Genomic DNA, 17,356 nt, shown 5'->3' with positions numbered 1-17,356 from the left:
AACTACGGCGTTCTACGCGCTACGTCGTCGCATCCGCATAACACCCGCCGCAGGGCGGTTGCCCCGGGACTTGAATAAGCGTAAAGTGAATTCATGTTTGCTGGTTTGCCGATAAGCGGGCCGACTGGGCAAACTGGCACAAACGCTGCGCCCTATGTTCGATATCCTCGTCTATCTTTTTGAAAATTACTACACGCCGCAAGCCTGTCCTGCTGCGGATGTACTGGCGAAACGTCTGGCCGCGGCGGGCTTCGAACACGAAGACATCGACGATGCGTTGGGCTGGTTGTACGGCCTGGCAGAGACCACCGAGCGCTGCGTGGATCTGGCTCAGCAGCCCGCGACCGGTACCCGCATCTACACCGACAGCGAATACCGGCAGCTGGGTAGCGAAGCCATCGGCTTCATCACCTTCCTGGAGTCCGCCGGCGTCCTGCCCGCTCCCTTGCGAGAGATCGTCATCGACCGTGCGCTGGCGGCGCCGGAATCGCCCGTTCCCCTGTCCAAGCTGAAGATTACCGCGCTGATGGTGCTCTGGAGCCAGGAAGCGGACATCGATAACCTGGTCCTCGAAGAACTGCTCGACGACGACGGCGACGTCCGCTGCCTGCATTAACGACCTGCCTTCGCCGAACCCGGCCGGCCTTCGGGCCGGCTTTGCTTTGGCGCGCAGGATACCCGCCAGTCCATGACCTACATCGGCCGTTTCGCCCCCAGCCCCAGCGGACCGCTGCACGCGGGATCGCTGGTCGCCGCATTGGCCAGCTACCTGGATGCGCGAGCCCATGGCGGCACATGGCTGCTGCGCATCGAGGACATCGATAAGCCGCGTACCGTGCCGGGCGCCGACCGCCTCATCATGCGGCAGTTGCGCACGCTGGGATTGCAATGGGACGGCGAGGTGATGTGGCAGTCCCAGCGCGATGCGGCTTACCGCCAGGCCATGGACGACCTGACGGCCCGCGGGCTGGTCTACGGCTGCGCCTGCACGCGCCGCGAAATCATCGACAACCATGCGGCACTGGAACGGGCGCGTGGCGTCCGCCAAGCCTTGGTGGACGGCGAGCGGCCCTATGTCGGGACATGCCGCGACGGCTTGCCGCCGGGCAGGCTGCCCCGCGCATGGCGGCTGCGGGTGCCGCCGGGCGAGGAAAGTTTCACCGACCGCTGGCTGGGCGAGCAGCGCCAGAACGTGGCCCAGGCGGTGGGCGATTTCGTGCTGCGGCGAGCGGACGGCATGTGGGCGTATCAATTGGCGGTGGTGGTGGATGACGCGGCGCAAGGCGTCACCGACATTGTGCGCGGCGCCGATCTGCTCAGCTCGACCGCGCGCCAGCGCGTCCTGGCACGCCTGCTCGGCGCCCAGCCGCCGCGCGTCATGCATGTGCCGCTGGTCCTGGACCCCATCACGGGGTTGAAGCTGTCCAAGCAGAACCACGCCCCGGCGCTGGACTTGGCCCGGCCTGTCGAAGCGCTGGAGCACGCCTGGCGCGTCCTGGGTTTCGCGCCTATCGTGGCCGATGGTCCCACGCGTTTCCTGGCCGAGGCCATCGCGCAATGGGGCCGCCGCTATAAGGGCTGAAGATCGGCATTCAACAGGCGCACCAGCAAGCCGGTCCCGTCGTCGCCGACGCGAAGCTCGCCGTAGCGGGCCTGCTCGTATCGCGCGGCCTCGCCCTCTGGAAAGAAGAAAGCGTTGGTCACCAGGCGCACGCCGTCGGCGCGCAACCGATAGCGCAGCACCACCTCGCGGGCGTCGTGGGGCTCCGGTGCCGGCTGCACGCGCACGGGCTGGGCGACGCCTTCCGCATCGGGCAGCAGGACGAGATAGCCATCGGTGGCCGGGCCGCCCCACAATCCGGCCACGGTGGCCGGCTGCCCGTCCTGCAGGCGGGTAATTTCCCGCGCCGCGGCAAAGCGCAGGGCCATGTAGTCCCCCTGCATGAGGGCGCGCGGGTCGACCGGGGCCAGGGCCAGCCGCACGATGTGTCCGCTGGCCAGCAGTTGCTCGCGCTGCCAGATCCCCGTGTTGACGACCGCCAGCACCAGTGCCAGTCCGGCCACGATGACCCCCGTCCACAGCGGCCGCCGCGGGGCCGCCGCAACGACCGGCACGGCGGGCCTGGCGCCTTCCAGCCAGCGCGGCAGGCGCCAGGCGACGAGCCGCATGACCAGCAGCAGGACACCCGCGCCGGCCAGCCAGAGCGACTTTTGCAGCAAGGGAACGCCTAATTGGTAGTAATACTGAATCAGATAGATCAGCAGTACGGCCTGGCCCCAGCGCAGCAGGCGCGGCCGGCCCAGCCCGAAGCCCAGCAGGATCCACGCCAGGGCGAAGGCAATGCCGGGCGCCGGCAGCCAGCACACCGCCAGGATCAGCAGGCCCAGCGGCACACCGACGCGGACGCTGGCCGGCAGGACCGCGCGCCGGCGCCGTATCAAGGCCCAGGCCACCGCGACCGGCAGCAGGGCGGCCAGGAGCAGATACAGGACGCCCGGCGGGTGCACGCCCCACAGGGCGGGCAGCTCCCACACCGGCACGCCGGTCGCCTGCAGGGCAGCCAGCTGCGCGGTCAGCGCGAACGCCCAGGCCAGGGGTTGCAAGGTGTCGCGCCGCGACGCGGGCATGCGTTCGCGTACCAGGAAGGCGGCGGCCGCCAGCCAGGCGCCCGCCACGCACGCCGGCAGCCAAACCGCCAGGCCGCGTACCATGTCGAAACCCATCCAGCTCAGGACGTGCTCGTACAGGTCCTGCGTGCTGGCGGAAAACGACGTCAATATAAAGAGGGCCAGCGCGATCATGACGCCACTGAGGAACCGCAGGATGGCATCCGGGGCAAGGATATAGACCGCGACCGCCAACACCAGGATGAGCAGCGCCGAACCCGTGGGCGAGTTCGACACGGACAGCCCCGCGGCCGCCAGGATCTGGCCGGAGAAGGCCAGCGCCGTGGCGCACTGGCGCCAGAACAGCTGGCGCGCGTTGCGGGCCACCGCGACGCCGGCCACGCACAGCACGAGGCCCAGCACCAAAGCCGAGGAAGCGGTCGGGACGATGCCGGAAGCCACCAGGAACACCAGCAGCAGCAGGGTGGCGATCCACGCGCTCAGGCCCAGCAGACCCTGCACATACCAAGGCGTGGCCGTGCGCCGGGCGACCCGCGGGCCCAGTTGCGCCACGGCGGCGGCTGTGCCGGCTTCGTCGACGGCGCCGCCGGCCGATGCGGCGGTTTCCGGGGCCGCGGGCGGGGCATCGGGAGGCAGCGCGCCGGCCGGTTCGCCGGCTGCCCGCACGTAGGCATCGGCGGGGTCGACGGCCGGGCCGGCGTGCGGGTCCGGGGCGGCGCCGGCCTGTCGCGAGGCAAGGCTACGCAGCCAGCGGGCGGCGACCACCGCCTCGCCCATCAGCAGGCCGGCCAGCGGCAGGGCAACCCAGACGCCAGGGTCGATGCGCAACAGCCACTCGCCCACCACCCGCAGCGACACGCAGACCACGCCCGCCGCCAGCAGCGCCAGGATCACCAGGTCCAGGCGGATGCGCGTATAGAAATAGCCGAGCACCAGCGTCACGCCGACCCAGGCCAGCCCGGTATACGTGCCCAGGCGCTCTACCACGGATTCTCCGAACATCAGGGCCAGGGCCAGCACGCCGACCGCCAGCAGGACCAATACCCTGGGGCCCACCCCGGTACGCGCGTGCCCCCGCCAGGCGCAGAATTCCCAGATGGCCAGCATCAGCAGGTTGGCCGCACTGACGATCAGGCTGGGAAAGCCCGGCCCGTCGAAGACCACCCACCAGGACAGCACGCGTTCGCCCAGCAGCAGGGCCAGGGCGATATTGGCCAACACGATCCAGAACAGCCATACCCCCTGGCTGCGCGCCGCGACGGCCCACGGCAGCATCAGGCCGCTCCACAGGGCGAACAGCTCCCAGGTGTCGGCGCCGGTCTGGTAGGTCTGGCCCACCAGCGCCAGCAAGGCGCCCAGGAGCACGCTCGCCAGGCCGACCATGCAGGCGCGGCCGTGCGCCGCGACGGGGGTGCGCGCCGGGCGCGCGTACAGGAACGCGGCGAGCAAGGCGCTTGCTGCCAGCAGTACCTGCGCCCCTGCCAGGCGCTGCACTTTTGTCATGGCGCCCCAGTTGGCCGCGACCCAGCAAACCACCGCGCTGGCCAGCAGCAAAAGCCCGAGCGCCAGCGTCGCACGCGCCAGAAACGCGCGCCAAGCGTGCAATTCCGATCCTGCCGGCGTGTGGGTGTCGACTTGCATGTGGCGATTCTCCCCTCTTATCATCCGCGCTATTGCGGCGGGCCGCCGCCATTGGAAACACATGAGCAAAACGCTGATTATTGCCGAGAAGCCCTCGGTCGCCCTCGATATATCACGCGCCCTGGGAGGCTTCGCGCGTGAAGGGGAATACTTTGAAAGCGAACGTTACGTCCTGAGTTCCAGCGTCGGCCATCTGCTGAGCCTGGTGGCGCCGAACGATCCCGTCAAAGGCAAATGGAGCTTCGCCCACCTGCCGGTGATACCCCCGCAGTTCGAATTGGATCCGACCGACAAACGGTCCAGCGAGCGCCTGAAACTGCTCGTCCGGCTGGCCAAGCGCAAGGACGTCGACAGCATCATCAACGCCTGTGACGCGGGCCGCGAAGGCGAGCTGATTTTTCGTTACATCATCCAATACGCAGGGGTGAACAAGCCGATCCGCCGTCTGTGGCTGCAATCCATGACGACGGCCGCCATCCGCGAGGCCTTCGCCAATCTGCGCGACGACAGCGTCATGAAGCCGCTGGAAGCCGCGGCGCGCTCGCGTGCCGAGGCCGATTGGCTGGTCGGCATCAACGGCACGCGCGCCATGACCGCCTTCAACAGCAAGGACGGCGGCTTTTTCAAGACACCGGTGGGCCGCGTGCAAACGCCCACCCTGGCCATCGTGCACGAACGCGAAAACCGCATTCGCGCGTTCGTTTCGCGCGACTTCTGGGAAGTGCGCGCCACCTTCGTCGCCGCCGCCGGCCTGTACGAAGGCCGCTGGATCGACCCCGACTTCAAGAAGGACGACCGCGATCCGGAAAAGCGCGAATCGCGGCTGTGGTCGCTGGCGGCCGCGCAAAGCGTGGTCGCGGCCTGCCGCGAGCAGCCGGGCACCGTTACCGAGGAATCCAAGCCCTCCACGCAACTGTCGCCCGCGCTGTACGACCTGACCTCGCTGCAGCGCGAAGCCAACGGCCGTTTCGGCTTTTCGGCCAAGACCACGCTGGCGCTGGCGCAAACGCTCTACGAGCGGCACAAGGCGCTGACCTACCCGCGTACCGATTCGCGCTATCTGCCGGAGGACTACATCAACACCGTGCGCGACACCATGCGCACGCTGGCCGACGCGCAGGGCGGCCCCGCCGCGGCAACGGCGCGCCATGCGGCGAAGATCGTGGCGCAGAACTGGGTCAAGCCCAACCGGCGCATCTTCGACAACAAGAAGGTGTCCGATCACTTTGCCATCATCCCCACCCTGCAGGTGCCGCGCGACCTGAGCGAAGCGGAAGCCAAGCTCTACGACCTGGTCCTCAAGCGCTTCCTGGCGGTGTTTTTCCCCGCGGCGGAATACCGCGTGACGACCCGCATGACCGACGTGCAGGGCCATCGTTTCCGCACCGACGGCAAGGTGCTGGTGGCGCCGGGCTGGCTGGCCGTCTACGGCAAGGAAGCCCAGGACGAGGACGCCAACCTGGTGCCGGTCGCCGATGGCGAAAAAGTCCGCACCGAGGAAATCGAAGCCGTGGGCCTGGCCACCAAGCCGCCGCCACGCTACAACGAAGCCACGCTGCTGTCCGCCATGGAAGGCGCCGGCAAACTGGTGGAAGACGAAGAACTGCGCGAAGCCATGTCCGAGCGCGGCCTGGGTACGCCGGCCACCCGCGCGGCCATCATCGAAGGCTTGCTCAACGAAGGCTACCTGCGCCGCGAAGGACGCGACCTCGTGCCCACGGCCAAGGCACGCCAGCTGATGACTCTGCTGTCCGGCCTGGACGTGACGGAACTCACCTCGCCCGAACTGACCGGCGAGTGGGAACACAAGCTCAAGCAGATCGAACAGGGCGGCCTGCAGCGCGACGCCTTCATGCGCGAAATCGCGCAGATGACGCAGATCATCGTCAAGCGCGCCAAGGAATACGAACGCGATACCGTGCCCGGCGACTATGCCACGCTGCGCACGCCGTGCCCCAAATGCGGCGGCGTGGTGAAGGAAAACTATCGCCGCTATGCCTGCACCAATTGCGACTTCTCCATCGGCAAGCATCCGGGCGGACGCACCTTCGAATTGCCCGAAGTCGAGGAATTGCTGGCCAAACGCGAAATCGGTCCGCTGCAGGGATTCATCAGCAAAATGGGCCGGCCCTTCGCGGCCATCCTGCGCATCACCGACGAATACAAGCTCGAGTTCGATTTCGGCCAGAGCAACGACGAGGACAGCGAGCCCGTCGACTTTTCCGGCCAGACGCCGGTCGGCCCCTGCCCGAAATGCCACTCGCGCGTGTTCGAACATGGCATGAGCTATGTCTGCGAGAAATCCGTCGGTCCGGAGAAGACCTGCACCTTCCGCTCCGGCAAGGTGATCCTGCAGCAGGAAATATCGCGCGCGCAGATGGAAAAGCTGTTGACGGAGGGCCGTACGGATCTGCTCGACGGGTTCGTCTCCAGCCGTACCAACCGCAAGTTCAAGGCGTATCTGGTGCGCCAGCCCGACGGCAAGATCGGCTTCGAATTCGAGCCGCGCCCCGAAAAACCGGGTGCCAAGAGCGCCGGCAGGACGGCCCCGGCCAAGACTGCCGCGAAAACCGCCGGCAAGACCGCCGCGAAGCGCGCGACCAAGACCGCGGCGAAGACGACGGCGGCCGGCGATGGCGATACGCAGGACGCAGGCGCGGCGGCGAAGACGGCGGCGCGCGCGCCGGCCGCCAGGAAAACCGCGGCCAAGAAGACCGCGGCCAGGAAAGCGCCGGCCAAAAAAGCCGCCGCGAAAAAGGCCGCGGCCAAGACAGCAGCCTGACACGGAAAACGAGGAGACAGTCCACCATGCAGCAGCATTTCATCGACAACCGTCCCGTGCCGTCGTCGACCGGCGAATTCATTCCGGTCATCGACCCTTCCACGGGACAGGAATTCGACGCCATCCCGCGCGGCAATGCAGCCGATATCGATCGCGCCGTCACCGCGGCGCGCAAGGCCTACGAAGGCGCGTGGGGCGCCCTGACGGCCGCCGAACGCGGCCGCCTGCTGCTGAAGCTATCGCTGCTGGTGTTGGACCACTTCGATGAGCTGGCCGCCCTCGAATCGCGCGATTGCGGCAAGCCGACCAAGCAGGCGCGCGCCGACGTCACCGCTGTCGCCCGATATTTCGAGTTCTACGGCGGCGCGGCCGATAAGCTGCACGGCGAAACGCTGCCGTACCAAAGCGGTTATACGGTGCTGACCCTGCGCGAGCCGCACGGGGTTACCGGGCACATCGTCCCGTGGAACTACCCTCTGCAGATTTTCGGCCGCAGCGTGGGCGGCGCGCTGGCGGCGGGCAACGCCTGCGTCGTCAAGCCGGCGGAAGACGCCTGCCTGTCGGTCCTGCGCATTGCCGAGCTGGCCGCCGAAGCCGGTTTCCCGCCCGGCGCCATCAATGTGGTCACGGGCTACGGCCACGAAGCGGGCGATGCCCTGGCGCGTCATCCGGGCATCGACCACATTTCCTTCACCGGCTCTCCCGCCATCGGGATCCTCGTCACGCAGACCGCGGCGGCCAACCATACGCCGGTCACCACCGAGCTGGGCGGCAAGTCGCCGCAGATCGTCTTCGCCGACGCCGACTTCGACGCCATGCTGCCGGTGGTCATCAATGCCATCGTGCAGAATGCCGGCCAGACGTGCTCGGCGGGCAGCCGCCTGCTCGTCCAGCGCGAGGCCTATGAAGCGGTGCTGGAGAAAGTGGGCGCGGCCTTCGCCGCCCTGCGCACCGGCCCAGCCGACCAGGACCTGGATTGCGGGCCGCTGATCCGGAAAAGCCAGCAGGCGCGGGTCGCCGATTTCCTGGCCCAGGCGCGCGCCGACGGCATTGCCACCGTGGCGCAGGGCAAGCTCAGCGACAGCGCGCCAGCGACCGGCTACTACCAGGTTCCGACGCTATTGCGCGATGTCCCGCTCACCCATCGGCTGGCGCGTGACGAAGTCTTCGGCCCCGTCCTGGCGGCCATGCCCTTCGACGACGAGGCCGATGCCGTACGCATCGCCAACGCCACCGATTACGGCCTGGTGGCCAGTGTCTGGACGCGCGACGGCGGACGCCAGCTGCGCATGGCGCGCAAGGTGCGCGCCGGCCAGGTTTTCATCAATAACTATGGGGCGGGCGGCGGCATCGAACTGCCTTTCGGCGGCGTCAAGGCCAGCGGCCATGGGCGGGAGAAGGGCTTCGAAGCGCTGTACGGATTTACCGTACTGAAGACGGTCTCGATCAAGCACGATTAAGGCATCGCCAGCCGGCGCGCGCGGACTCGCGCGGCCGGCGGCGAATCACGCTTCGTCCTCGTACCACACACCCCCCGCCAGCATCATGCGGTGATGGCCGTGGCCGGCAGGCATCATGGGGTAGCAGTTTTCCTGTTCCGCCACGCAAACGTCCAGGAAATAAGGCCCGGGGCTATCCAGGCATTGCGCCAGCGCATCGTCCAGGTGCGCGGGGTCGCTTACCCGCGCGGCATTCCATCCGAACGCCTTGGCCACCGCCACGAAGTCCGGCAGCGAGGCGTTATAGCTGTGGCTGTAGCGGCCGCCGTGGATCAGCTCCTGCCACTGGCGCACCATGCCCATATAGCCGTTGTTGCACAACACCACCTTGACCGGCGTATCGTGCTGGACCGCTGTCGATAGCTCCTGGATGTTCATCAACACGGACGCATCGCCGCTGACGCACACCACTGTGCGGTCCGGATGGGCGATCTGCGCGCCGATCGCCGCGGGCAGCCCATACCCCATCGTGCCCGCGCCGCCCGATGTCAGCCAGCGATTCGGCTGTTCGAACCGCAGATACTGCGCGGCCCACATCTGGTGCTGGCCGACGTCCGTCGATACGACCGCATCGTGCCGCGCCAGCGCCGCGTCCAGGCGGCGCATCAGTTGCTGCGGCAGAATGGCGTCGTCGCGCGGCTCGACGCGCAGGCAGTCCTTGGCGCGCCACCGTTCGATGCGGCGCCACCAGGTTTCCAGCTGCGTGCCTGGCGCCACGCGCTCGGCCAGCGCCTGGCGCAGCGCCTGGACCAGCGGCAGGCAATCGCCCACCATCGCGACGTCCACGCGCACCACCTTGTTGATGGATGCCGGATCGATATCGATATGGATCTTGCGCGCATGGGGACAGAAGTCCGCCAGCCGGCCGGTAATGCGGTCGTCGAACCGTGCCCCCACGCAAACGATCAGGTCCGCATGGTGCATGGCAAGGTTGGCTTCCAGCGTCCCGTGCATGCCCAGCATGCCGAGGAATCGCGGGTCGGATGCGGGAAAGGCGCCCAGGCCCATCAGGGTCAAGGTGCAGGGCGCATCCACATGGCGTACGAGATCGGTGAAGGCCGCGCAGGCCTCGGGACCGGCATTGATCAGGCCGCCCCCGCCGTAGAACACCGGGCGCCGGGCCTGCGCGATCAGGTCGGCGGCGCGGCGCACGGCGCTTTGCGGCACTTTGAATGACGTCTTGGCGGCCTGGCGGCGGGCCCGCAAGGCCGTCACCCCATGACGCTCGTCGGCGGGCAGGGTCTCGTCCGGGTCGGCCGGCAGGGCCAGTTGCACGTCCTTGGGGAAATCCACCAGCACCGGCCCGGGCCGCCCTTGCCGCGTCACGGCCAGCGCGCGGGACACCGTATCGGCGACGGCGTCGACACGGAGGATCTGTGCATTCCATTTGGTGACGGGACGCGAAATACCGATGGCGTCGCATTCCTGGAATGCGTCCGTGCCGATGGCCGCGGTCGCCACCTGGCCGCTGATGCACAGCACCGGGATCGAATCGCACATGGCGTCCAGCAGGCCGGACGTCGTATTGGCCATGCCCGGACCGGAGGTCACCAGCACCACGCCGGTGCGGCCGGTCGTGCGCGCATAGCCCTGGGCCGCGTGCATGGCCGCCTGCTCGTGACGTACCAGGACATGACGCAGCCGCGGTTCCGAGTACAGGGCATCGTACAGCGGCAGCAGGGCGCCGCCCGGATAGCCAAAAATGGTGTCGACGCCGTGCGCGATCAGCGTCTCCAGCAGGATGCGGGCACCGTTCGGGGCGGGGGGCGCGCCGTCGGCGTCGGCGCTGTTCAATGCCAGGGAGGAAAGACGATCGTTCATGGACAACATCTTATGGTGGAATAATCGGAATTTTTATCCTGTTTTTCTGCGAATAGGGCCTGGATCCGGTAAATTAGTCTTATAAAACTGGAATTTGAAGAAAATGCATCTGGATAAATTCGATCTGGCCATCCTGCGTGTCCTGCAGGACAACGCGCGGGCCAGCCTGAACGAGATCGGCGCCGCGGTCGGGCTGTCTTCCACGCCCTGCTGGAATCGCATCAAGCGCATGGAAGGCGCGGGCGTGATCCGTGGCTATACGGTGAATATCGATCCGGCCGCGCTGGGCTTCATGGACACCGTCATCGTGCATGTCACCCTGGAAAGCCACAGCGAGGAAACGCTGTACGAATTCGGCCGCGCGCTGGCGCAGATACCGGAAGTGCTGGAAGCCTTCCTGGTTTCCGGCGACTACGACTACTACATCCGCATCGCAGTACGGGATACGCGGGACTATGAACGACTGCTGCGCGAACAGCTCTACCGCATCCCCGGCATCCGCCACAGCAAGTCCAGTTTCGTGTTGCGACGGCTGAAGGAATCCATGCTGCCGCTGTCGCCCCCGGCGCCGATATAATCCTGCGTCACTTCGCCCGATCGCGCGATCGGCTATTCACTTACCGCGACATGCGCGCGGACCCCTGGCTGGACATGACCGAAGCAACTTCCAAACCCTGGTACGTCGTGCGGCGTTCCAAGCTGCACGGCAATGGCGTATTCGCGGCCCGCAAGATCCCGGCCGGCACGCGCATCATCGAGTACGGCGGGGCGCGCATCAGCGCCAAGGAAGCCGACCGCCGCCATCCCACGAATCCGGACGATCCCTTCCACACGTTCTTCTTTTCGCTGTCCTCCGGCAAGGTCATCGACGGCGGCGACAAGGGCAACGATGCACGCTGGATCAACCACAGCTGCGCGCCCAACTGCGAATCGCAGGAAGGCAGCGGCGGCAAGCGCGTGTATATCCATGCCCTGCGCGACATCAAGCGCGGCGAGGAACTCTTCTACGACTACGGGCTGGTACTGGACGGCAGGATCACCAAAGCGATGAAAGAAGGCTACAAATGCCTGTGCGGCGCGCCCGAATGCCGCGGCACGATGCTGGCCCTGCCCAAGAAGAGCAAGAAGAAAAAGAAGGATTAGACCCGGGCAGGGCGGCCGTCCGGCGGTACCGGCCGCCAGCGGCGCCGCCCCCGCGTGACCGGCCGTCCCCGCGCGCGGTGTGCGCTTACCCCTGCTGGCAGCCCGGCCTTGCCAGCCGCCGCGCCGCCAGCTGGCATACAATGCCTTTCATGCCGCCCGCCAGCGGCATTCAGTACGTCTTCAGGGCGGGGTGAAACTCCCCACCGGCGGTAGGCCACGCAACGTGGCAAGCCCGCGAGCGCCCGCGGTCCGGCAACGGTCGGCGGGGTCAGCAGATCTGGTCAGATTCCAGAGCCGACGGTCATAGTCCGGATGAGAGAAGATGTGCCGGCACACTTCCGTACCCCGCGCGCCCCTGGGCGCGCATGCGGTCTTGCGTTTGGCTGTCCATAGCCCTGAAACGTTTTTCGCCCAACTTTTCGCGAGAGCGTTTCAATGTCCCAAGCATCCACCCCCACCATTGCCACGGATCCGCGCACGCCGTCGATCTTCGCGCAACCTTTCCCCATGCGCCTGGCGCGGGCCCTGCATCACATGCGCCTGGGCCGTCCCGTCGTCGTCCTGGACGACGACGACCGGGAAAACGAAGCCGACCTGATCGTCGCCGCCGACAAGATCACAGTTCCCGTCATGGCCCAGCTGATCCGCGACTGCAGCGGCATCGTCTGCCTGTGCCTGACCGACGAGACGCTGGATCGCCTGGCCCTGCCGCCCATGACGGCGCGCAACGAAAGCCGTCACGGCACCGCCTTCACCGTATCGATCGAGGCACGCGAAGGCGTCACCACCGGCGTCTCGGCCAAGGATCGGGTCACCACCATCCGCGCCGCCATCGCGCCGCACGCCCAGGCCGGCGACATCGTCAGCCCGGGACACGTCTTTCCGCTGCGCGCCCAGCCCGGCGGCGTGCTGGCGCGGCGCGGCCATACGGAAGGATCGGTCGACCTGGCCATCCTGGCCGGACTGCGCCCGGCGGCCGTGCTGTGCGAACTTATGAACGACGACGGCACGATGACCCGCGGCGATGCCATCGACCGCTACGCCGCCAAGCACGGCCTGGTCGCCCTGACCATCGCGGAACTGGCCGACTATCGCCGCGCCCTGGCCACGCAGGACCGCGCGGCGCTGGACCTGGAGTCGAAGGCCGCCTAGCGGTGTAGCCTCAAAAGGGCGTCTCCAGGTCCTGGACGACCCGCGACAGGCACGCCTGCACGTCGCCGATCACGACGGTGGCGCTGCAGGCCAGCATCAGATTCAGATTCATCCCGAAGTCCTCCACGGTGTAGCCTTGCGCGTCGATATGGACGCCGCCGTCGGCCGACTTGCCGACGGCTACCTGCTCGACGATGGAAGACGCCACGGAGGAATACGCCCAGACGGGCTTGCCCAGCGCCACGGCATAACCGACCTCGAAGGCGGTTCCCGAATCCGGTTCCGCGCCGCGGAAGGGGTTCAGATTGGCGATGACGCCATCTGCCTGGCGGATCAATGCCACATTGGCGCGATAGATCCATGCCGCCAATTCCGGGCCGGCCAGCCCGGGGGGACCCGCCTTGTCCAGGGGATACAGGCCGCGCAGTCCATGCCGGGCACACAGGCGTTTCAGGTGTTCGCCATGCGCGACGGCGTCGGGCCGGAATACATCGTAGCCCGCCAGGTAGAGAGAGAACGGTTTTGCGGAAGAAGCAGGAGCCATGTGATTTCCAGCCATGGCATCGGTGCGCCGGTCCCTCGGCGCGCCCATGCCCGGATAGGTGGATCCGCCCGTGGCGGGGCGGCATACGTTCGCCAGGCGCCGAGGCCGCGCACGGGCCCTGGCGCGGGAACAGCAGCTAGAACATCGTGTTCCGGTTCGCGGGGTTCTCGGGAATATCCTGGCTGACATCCCAATGCTCGACGATCTTGCCGTCCCGCAGGCGGAAGATATCGACGACTGCCTGCCCGGCATCCTCGGGCGATTCCTTCCACAGGTAATGGACCACCACCAGATCGTCTTCCGCGATCATGCGCTTGATGCTCGCGCTCGCCGTGGGATGCTGCTCCAGGTAGGGGGCGTAGAAGTCCGCCATCGCCGATGCGCCATCCGGCAGATAGGGATCGTGCTGGATCAGGTCCTTGTCGACATACGTCTGCAACGCCTTGTCGACGTTCTTGTCCTGGAACAGCATGCGGAAGAATGCCGTGACCACCGCCTTGTTGTCGGCCGGCGCCGCGTGCGCGGCACCGCCCAGGCATGCGGCCGCGCACAACAGGAAGGCGGCGGCGAAGGGTTTGAGCTTCATGCGGATTCCGGACTTATCGAGGCGGGACGGGCAAATGCAGGCGCGCTGGAGGTCCGCCAGTGTAAACAAAAAGTTCAGGCGGCCTTCCGCTCCCGCTGGTTCTGGTAGACCTGCAGATGCGAATAAGCCACGCGCAGATAGGGGGTGGCAATGCCGGTGGCGGCGCCACGGGCGATCATATCGCCGACGATATGATCCGCTTCCACCCGCATGCCTTGCCGCAGGTCGCGGAACATCGACGCCGTTGCCGGGGAATCCGTATCGGCGAAGAGCTTGCGCGCCGCCGCATCGGCCTGCGGCCGCGCACGGTAGCCGGCCGCGGCGGAGACCGCCTGGGCCTCCGCCAGCAGGGCCTGCATGACCGCCTGCCCATCCGCGGTGGACGCGATTTCCCCCACGGTGCCGCGCAGCAAGCAGGTTCCCGCCGCCAGCGTGCAGAGGAAGACGAATTTCTCCCAGCAGTCCTGGTGGATGGTCTCGCTCAGCCGCGAAGAAAAATCGGCCGGGGCAAGGGCGCGCTCCAGCGCCACGCAGCGCTCGCTGCGGGGATCGCCCGCGCGTTCGCCGAACACGAAACCGGCGTGCGCGCCCATGTGGACGATCTCGCCCTCCGGGCCGATCGTGGCGTTGATCTGGCACAGGCCGCCCAGCACCCGATGCGCGCCGAAGCTGTAGTCCAGTACGTCGTAATGCGCCATCCCGTTCATGATGGGCAGCACCACCGATCCCGGCCCCACCGCCGGGCTGATCGCGGTTACCGCGCTGGCCAGGTCGTACGCCTTGCAGCCCAGCACGATGACATCGTAGTGGCCGCCCAGGTCGCTGGCGGTCACGATGCGCGGCCGCACCGTGGCATCGCCACGCGGGCTGCGCAGCCGCAGACCCTGTTCGCGCAGCATCGCCGCACGCGCCTCGCGCACCAGGAAGGTGACGTCCACGCCAGCCTGTGCCGCGCGTCCACCGAAATAACCACCCGTGCCGCCGGCACCGAGGAACAACATCCGCATCTTTTTTCTCCATCGAGGGCGCGCGGCATGAGCCGGACACCGCCTGGTCGCATTATGCCCAACATGGCGCGCGCCAGCCCGGCCGGCTACGATGCACCGGCGCCCTTGACGTCCCGCTGAAAAGCCGTGACGGTACCGCCATCCGAAGGCTTAGTCGAAGATCTCGTGCCAGAAGGATTTCTTGCGATAGCCGCGGTCGTGCCCGCGGTCATGGCGGTCGTAGTGGCGGTCGCGATCGTCGTCCCGATAGGGACGGGCCTGGGCAGGCGGCGCGGATGCGACGGTTTGCGCGGCGGCGGTTTCCTGCAGGCTGCGCTCGATCAGCTTGTCCAGTTCGCCGCGGTCCAGCCAGACGCCGCGGCATTGAGGGCAATAGTCGATCTCGATATTTTGCCGGGCGGACATGACCAGCTCGGGTTCTCGGCAGGCAGGGCACTTCATGTCGGTCTCCTTACGTTTTCCTGAACGAAGGTAGACCGGCGGCCGCCGGGATGGTTCCCGTACCGCCCGGTATCCGGATGTCAGCGTGGCCGGTGCCACACCTTGCTGACGGCACGGATGGCCGCCCAGGCCATCCATCTGCCGTTGGTCAGCCGCGCGCGAGGCAGCCGCCTCATGACCTCGATGGCGATCCCGCCGCGGCGGTGCCATTCGCGCTTGCGAACCTGGCTATCCGTTTTGCGGCCTTCCAGCCACTCGAACTTGCGCAGGCCCGGCTTGTAGACCGGCGGCACATTGAATATCAGGATATAGGCCAGGCGCGGGCTATCCGAGGTATTCGGACCCGTGTAATGGAGGGTGCGCATGTCGTGCACGGTGCAGCCGCCGGCCGGCAGGGGCACCGGCACCGCGCTGGAGCGGGGGAACTCGTCGCAGCATTCCAGCGGATGCAGGGTCTTGTCGTACCCGGGCGAACGGTGCTCAAGCACCTCGTAGCGGTTCGATCCCGGTATGAATTGCATGCACCCGTTGATCTCTCCCACCGGTTGCAGCGGCAGCCAGATGCTGAGCTCGCGATACTCGAAATCCGGCGAACGGAAGGCTTCGTCCTGGTGCCATGGCGTTTCGGGCCCGACGCGCGCCGGCTTGAGCAGCGCGTGCTCGCCATACAGGGCGGCGTCCGGCCCCAGCAATTGCCGCGCGATGGCCAGCGCGCGCCGGTGATACGTGGTCTTCAGCAGTTCGGGCGCGTAGTGCGAGGGATCGTGCAGACTGGGGAAGACCTGCGGCTTGTTGGGGTCGTCGCGGCTGGCGAAATCGTATTGCGCGCCCTCCTCGTACCCCACTTTGTTCTCGAACATGCGCATCAACGTCTTGCGTATCTGCGCTACTTCATCCGGCGGGCAGATCTCTTCCAGGGCTATGTATCCCCGTGCTTTGTATTCGGCCGTCGTTTCTTCCGGAAGGAGATATTCCTGGTTCACATCGCGCTCCACACTGGTCGGACACCGCGCCGCGCCCAAGATTTTGGTTAGCGGCTATGTGAGGCGTAAGGTATCTTTTCAAAGGCGGAGCAACTATCGCTCGTGATGCCTAGGACGGATTCGGCGCGCCCTGATGCATAGTGAGGAGGCGAAGGCCCCCGCCTCGCCGCACCGGTGCACCTTCGGCCGACACGCTAAAGCGGAGCCGAACGAGGCCCCCCGCCCGGATGGGTGACGAAGAAGCTGAACAGCCTTGCCCGCACGGCTTCGATGTCCGCGGCGGCGGCCGGCCCCTCGGCTTGCGGCCCGGTCCAGGCTGGCGCGCGGTCCCGGACTTCCCGGATGACGGGCACGCCCGCCGCACGCAGCCGGCTGGCATAGGCACGGCCCTCGTCGCGCAGCGGGTCGTCCGGGCCGCTGAGCAGCAGCAAGGGCGGCAGGCCGGCCAGGCGCGTCCCCGCCAGGGGCGTGGCATACGGATGGCTGGCATCGCAGGGACAGGACAGATAACCGCGCCAGCCCCCGGCCCATCGGGCACCGGCCGGCGTGGCCTGCGCGCAGCGCATGGAGGCCGTGCCCATGCTGGCGTCGAGCATGGGGGAAAACAGGACCTGGCCGTCCAATGGGGGGCCCAGGCGATCGCGCGCCATCAGGGCGACCGCCGCGGCGATGCAGCCGCCGGCTTCCTCGCCGGCCACGAACAGCGCCGCGCCCTTGCCACCCAGCTGCTGGCGATGCCGATGCGCCCACTCCAGCGTGGCGTAGGCCACCTCGACCGCCGACGGAAAAGGATGGCTGGGCGCGAGAGGGTAATCCACCGAGAGCACCACGGCGCCGGCATCCGCCAGCAGTTGGGCGACCCCCGACGGCGCGTCCACCGATCCCGACACGAAGGCCCCGCCGTGGAAGTGCACGACCAAAGGCGTAGCCGCGCCCTGGGCGCGCCTTCCGTAGAATCGCACGCGATGCGGCGGGACGATATCCGCGGACGGGGATGAGCTGGATAATGCGCCGTCGCGGCGCGTTACCCGCCGCGCGGCGATGTCGGGATGGCAGGACATGGTATTTAACCGGTGCCCCGGGGAAATCTTTCGGGGCGTATGGAAGATGATGCAAGCATATGAAATGC

At 67.3% G+C, this 17,356-nt stretch carries 15 protein-coding genes and 1 riboswitch; of the genes, 7 read left to right on the top strand and 8 right to left on the bottom strand.

The genetic code is table 11. The features are described 5' to 3' along the window. The first annotated feature begins 154 nt into the window (after positions 1-154). Positions 155-616, top strand: coding sequence for a DUF494 family protein (locus tag CAL28_RS00375; protein ID WP_066342731.1), 462 nt, complete (start codon positions 155-157; stop codon positions 614-616). A gap of 72 nt (positions 617-688) precedes the next feature. Next, positions 689-1,582 (top strand): tRNA glutamyl-Q(34) synthetase GluQRS, encoded by an 894-nt coding sequence (gene gluQRS / locus CAL28_RS00370; RefSeq protein WP_094839459.1) that lies wholly within the window; start codon positions 689-691, stop codon positions 1,580-1,582. On the opposite strand, the gene CAL28_RS00365 is transcribed toward gluQRS, so the two are convergent. Continuing rightward, the gene (locus tag CAL28_RS00365; RefSeq protein WP_094839458.1) at positions 1,570-4,269 is read right to left on the bottom strand and encodes a GDYXXLXY domain-containing protein; all 2,700 of its coding nucleotides are present in this window, start codon (positions 4,267-4,269) and stop codon (positions 1,570-1,572) included. The two genes, gluQRS and CAL28_RS00365, sit on opposite strands and share 13 nt — an antisense overlap. A 61-nt stretch (positions 4,270-4,330) precedes the next feature. On the opposite strand from CAL28_RS00365, the gene CAL28_RS00360 reads away from it, so the two are divergent. Further along, positions 4,331-7,051, top strand: coding sequence for a DNA topoisomerase III (locus tag CAL28_RS00360; protein WP_094839457.1), 2,721 nt, complete (start codon positions 4,331-4,333; stop codon positions 7,049-7,051). Between the two features lie 26 nt (positions 7,052-7,077). Further along, positions 7,078-8,511: an aldehyde dehydrogenase family protein gene (locus tag CAL28_RS00355; RefSeq protein ID WP_094839456.1), complete on the top strand. Its 1,434-nt coding sequence runs from the start codon at positions 7,078-7,080 to the stop codon at positions 8,509-8,511. Positions 8,512-8,556: 45 nt separating this feature from the next. On the opposite strand, the gene ilvB is transcribed toward CAL28_RS00355, so the two are convergent. Next, positions 8,557-10,380 carry a biosynthetic-type acetolactate synthase large subunit gene (gene ilvB / locus CAL28_RS00350; RefSeq protein WP_094839455.1) on the bottom strand — a complete coding sequence of 608 codons (1,824 nt, stop codon included), beginning with the start codon at positions 10,378-10,380 and terminating at the stop codon, positions 8,557-8,559. A 94-nt stretch (positions 10,381-10,474) separates the two neighbouring features. Between ilvB and CAL28_RS00345 the strand changes: the two genes are divergently transcribed. The 3 genes from CAL28_RS00345 to ribB all read left to right on the top strand — a co-directional run bounded on the left by CAL28_RS00345 (position 10,475) and on the right by ribB (position 12,666). Then, positions 10,475-10,948 (top strand): Lrp/AsnC family transcriptional regulator, encoded by a 474-nt coding sequence (locus CAL28_RS00345; protein WP_094839454.1) that lies wholly within the window; start codon positions 10,475-10,477, stop codon positions 10,946-10,948. A 74-nt stretch (positions 10,949-11,022) separates the two neighbouring features. Beyond that, entirely contained in the window at positions 11,023-11,514 is a 492-nt protein-coding gene (locus CAL28_RS00340; protein WP_094840534.1) for an SET domain-containing protein, read from the top strand. A gap of 172 nt (positions 11,515-11,686) precedes the next feature. Further along, positions 11,687-11,842, top strand: a riboswitch (FMN riboswitch). 107 nt (positions 11,843-11,949) lie between these two features. Continuing rightward, on the top strand, positions 11,950-12,666 hold the full coding sequence (ribB, locus tag CAL28_RS00335; RefSeq protein ID WP_094839453.1) for a 3,4-dihydroxy-2-butanone-4-phosphate synthase: 717 nt from the start codon (positions 11,950-11,952) through the stop codon (positions 12,664-12,666). A 10-nt stretch (positions 12,667-12,676) separates the two neighbouring features. Here the strand turns inward: ribB and CAL28_RS00330 are convergent, their stop codons facing one another. From CAL28_RS00330 to CAL28_RS00305, 6 genes are all read right to left on the bottom strand, one after another. Further along, positions 12,677-13,210 (bottom strand): nucleoside 2-deoxyribosyltransferase, encoded by a 534-nt coding sequence (locus CAL28_RS00330; RefSeq protein WP_094839452.1) that lies wholly within the window; start codon positions 13,208-13,210, stop codon positions 12,677-12,679. 136 nt (positions 13,211-13,346) lie between these two features. Further along, entirely contained in the window at positions 13,347-13,796 is a 450-nt protein-coding gene (locus CAL28_RS00325) for a nuclear transport factor 2 family protein (protein WP_094839451.1), read from the bottom strand. A gap of 74 nt (positions 13,797-13,870) precedes the next feature. Next, a complete protein-coding gene (panE, locus tag CAL28_RS00320) occupies positions 13,871-14,803 on the bottom strand; it encodes a 2-dehydropantoate 2-reductase (protein WP_094839450.1) in 933 nt (310 codons plus the stop codon). Positions 14,804-14,953: 150 nt separating this feature from the next. After that, entirely contained in the window at positions 14,954-15,244 is a 291-nt protein-coding gene (locus CAL28_RS00315; RefSeq protein WP_094839449.1) for a zf-TFIIB domain-containing protein, read from the bottom strand. A gap of 80 nt (positions 15,245-15,324) precedes the next feature. Continuing rightward, on the bottom strand, positions 15,325-16,227 hold the full coding sequence (locus CAL28_RS00310; protein ID WP_094839448.1) for a phytanoyl-CoA dioxygenase family protein: 903 nt from the start codon (positions 16,225-16,227) through the stop codon (positions 15,325-15,327). A 194-nt stretch (positions 16,228-16,421) separates the two neighbouring features. Then, positions 16,422-17,288 carry an alpha/beta hydrolase gene (locus tag CAL28_RS00305; RefSeq protein ID WP_094839447.1) on the bottom strand — a complete coding sequence of 289 codons (867 nt, stop codon included), beginning with the start codon at positions 17,286-17,288 and terminating at the stop codon, positions 16,422-16,424. Positions 17,289-17,356: the final 68 nt, after the last annotated feature.

The sequence above is a fragment of the Bordetella genomosp. 11 genome, assembly GCF_002261215.1.
Taxonomy (GTDB): Bacteria; Pseudomonadota; Gammaproteobacteria; order Burkholderiales; family Burkholderiaceae_B; genus Bordetella_C.
The sequence above is the reverse complement of the archived record's forward strand: the minus strand, read 5'-3'. Positions and strand labels throughout refer to the sequence as shown.

Bases quoted from the DNA above. Each gene is read 5' to 3' on its own strand.
- CAL28_RS00355 (WP_094839456.1), top strand. From the start codon at position 7,078: ATGCAGCAGCATTTCATCGACAACCGTCCCGTGCCGTCGTCGACCGGC.
- ilvB (WP_094839455.1), bottom strand. From the start codon at position 10,380: ATGTTGTCCATGAACGATCGTCTTTCCTCCCTGGCATTGAACAGCGCC.
- CAL28_RS00315 (WP_094839449.1), bottom strand. From the start codon at position 15,244: ATGAAGTGCCCTGCCTGCCGAGAACCCGAGCTGGTCATGTCCGCCCGG.
- gluQRS (WP_094839459.1), top strand. From the start codon at position 689: ATGACCTACATCGGCCGTTTCGCCCCCAGCCCCAGCGGACCGCTGCAC.
- panE (WP_094839450.1), bottom strand. From the start codon at position 14,803: ATGCGGATGTTGTTCCTCGGTGCCGGCGGCACGGGTGGTTATTTCGGT.
- CAL28_RS00330 (WP_094839452.1), bottom strand. From the start codon at position 13,210: ATGGCTCCTGCTTCTTCCGCAAAACCGTTCTCTCTCTACCTGGCGGGC.
- CAL28_RS00365 (WP_094839458.1), bottom strand. From the start codon at position 4,269: ATGCAAGTCGACACCCACACGCCGGCAGGATCGGAATTGCACGCTTGG.
- CAL28_RS00345 (WP_094839454.1), top strand. From the start codon at position 10,475: ATGCATCTGGATAAATTCGATCTGGCCATCCTGCGTGTCCTGCAGGAC.
- CAL28_RS00325 (WP_094839451.1), bottom strand. From the start codon at position 13,796: ATGAAGCTCAAACCCTTCGCCGCCGCCTTCCTGTTGTGCGCGGCCGCA.
- CAL28_RS00305 (WP_094839447.1), bottom strand. From the start codon at position 17,288: ATGTCCTGCCATCCCGACATCGCCGCGCGGCGGGTAACGCGCCGCGAC.
- CAL28_RS00340 (WP_094840534.1), top strand. From the start codon at position 11,023: ATGACCGAAGCAACTTCCAAACCCTGGTACGTCGTGCGGCGTTCCAAG.
- ribB (WP_094839453.1), top strand. From the start codon at position 11,950: ATGTCCCAAGCATCCACCCCCACCATTGCCACGGATCCGCGCACGCCG.
- CAL28_RS00360 (WP_094839457.1), top strand. From the start codon at position 4,331: ATGAGCAAAACGCTGATTATTGCCGAGAAGCCCTCGGTCGCCCTCGAT.
- CAL28_RS00375 (WP_066342731.1), top strand. From the start codon at position 155: ATGTTCGATATCCTCGTCTATCTTTTTGAAAATTACTACACGCCGCAA.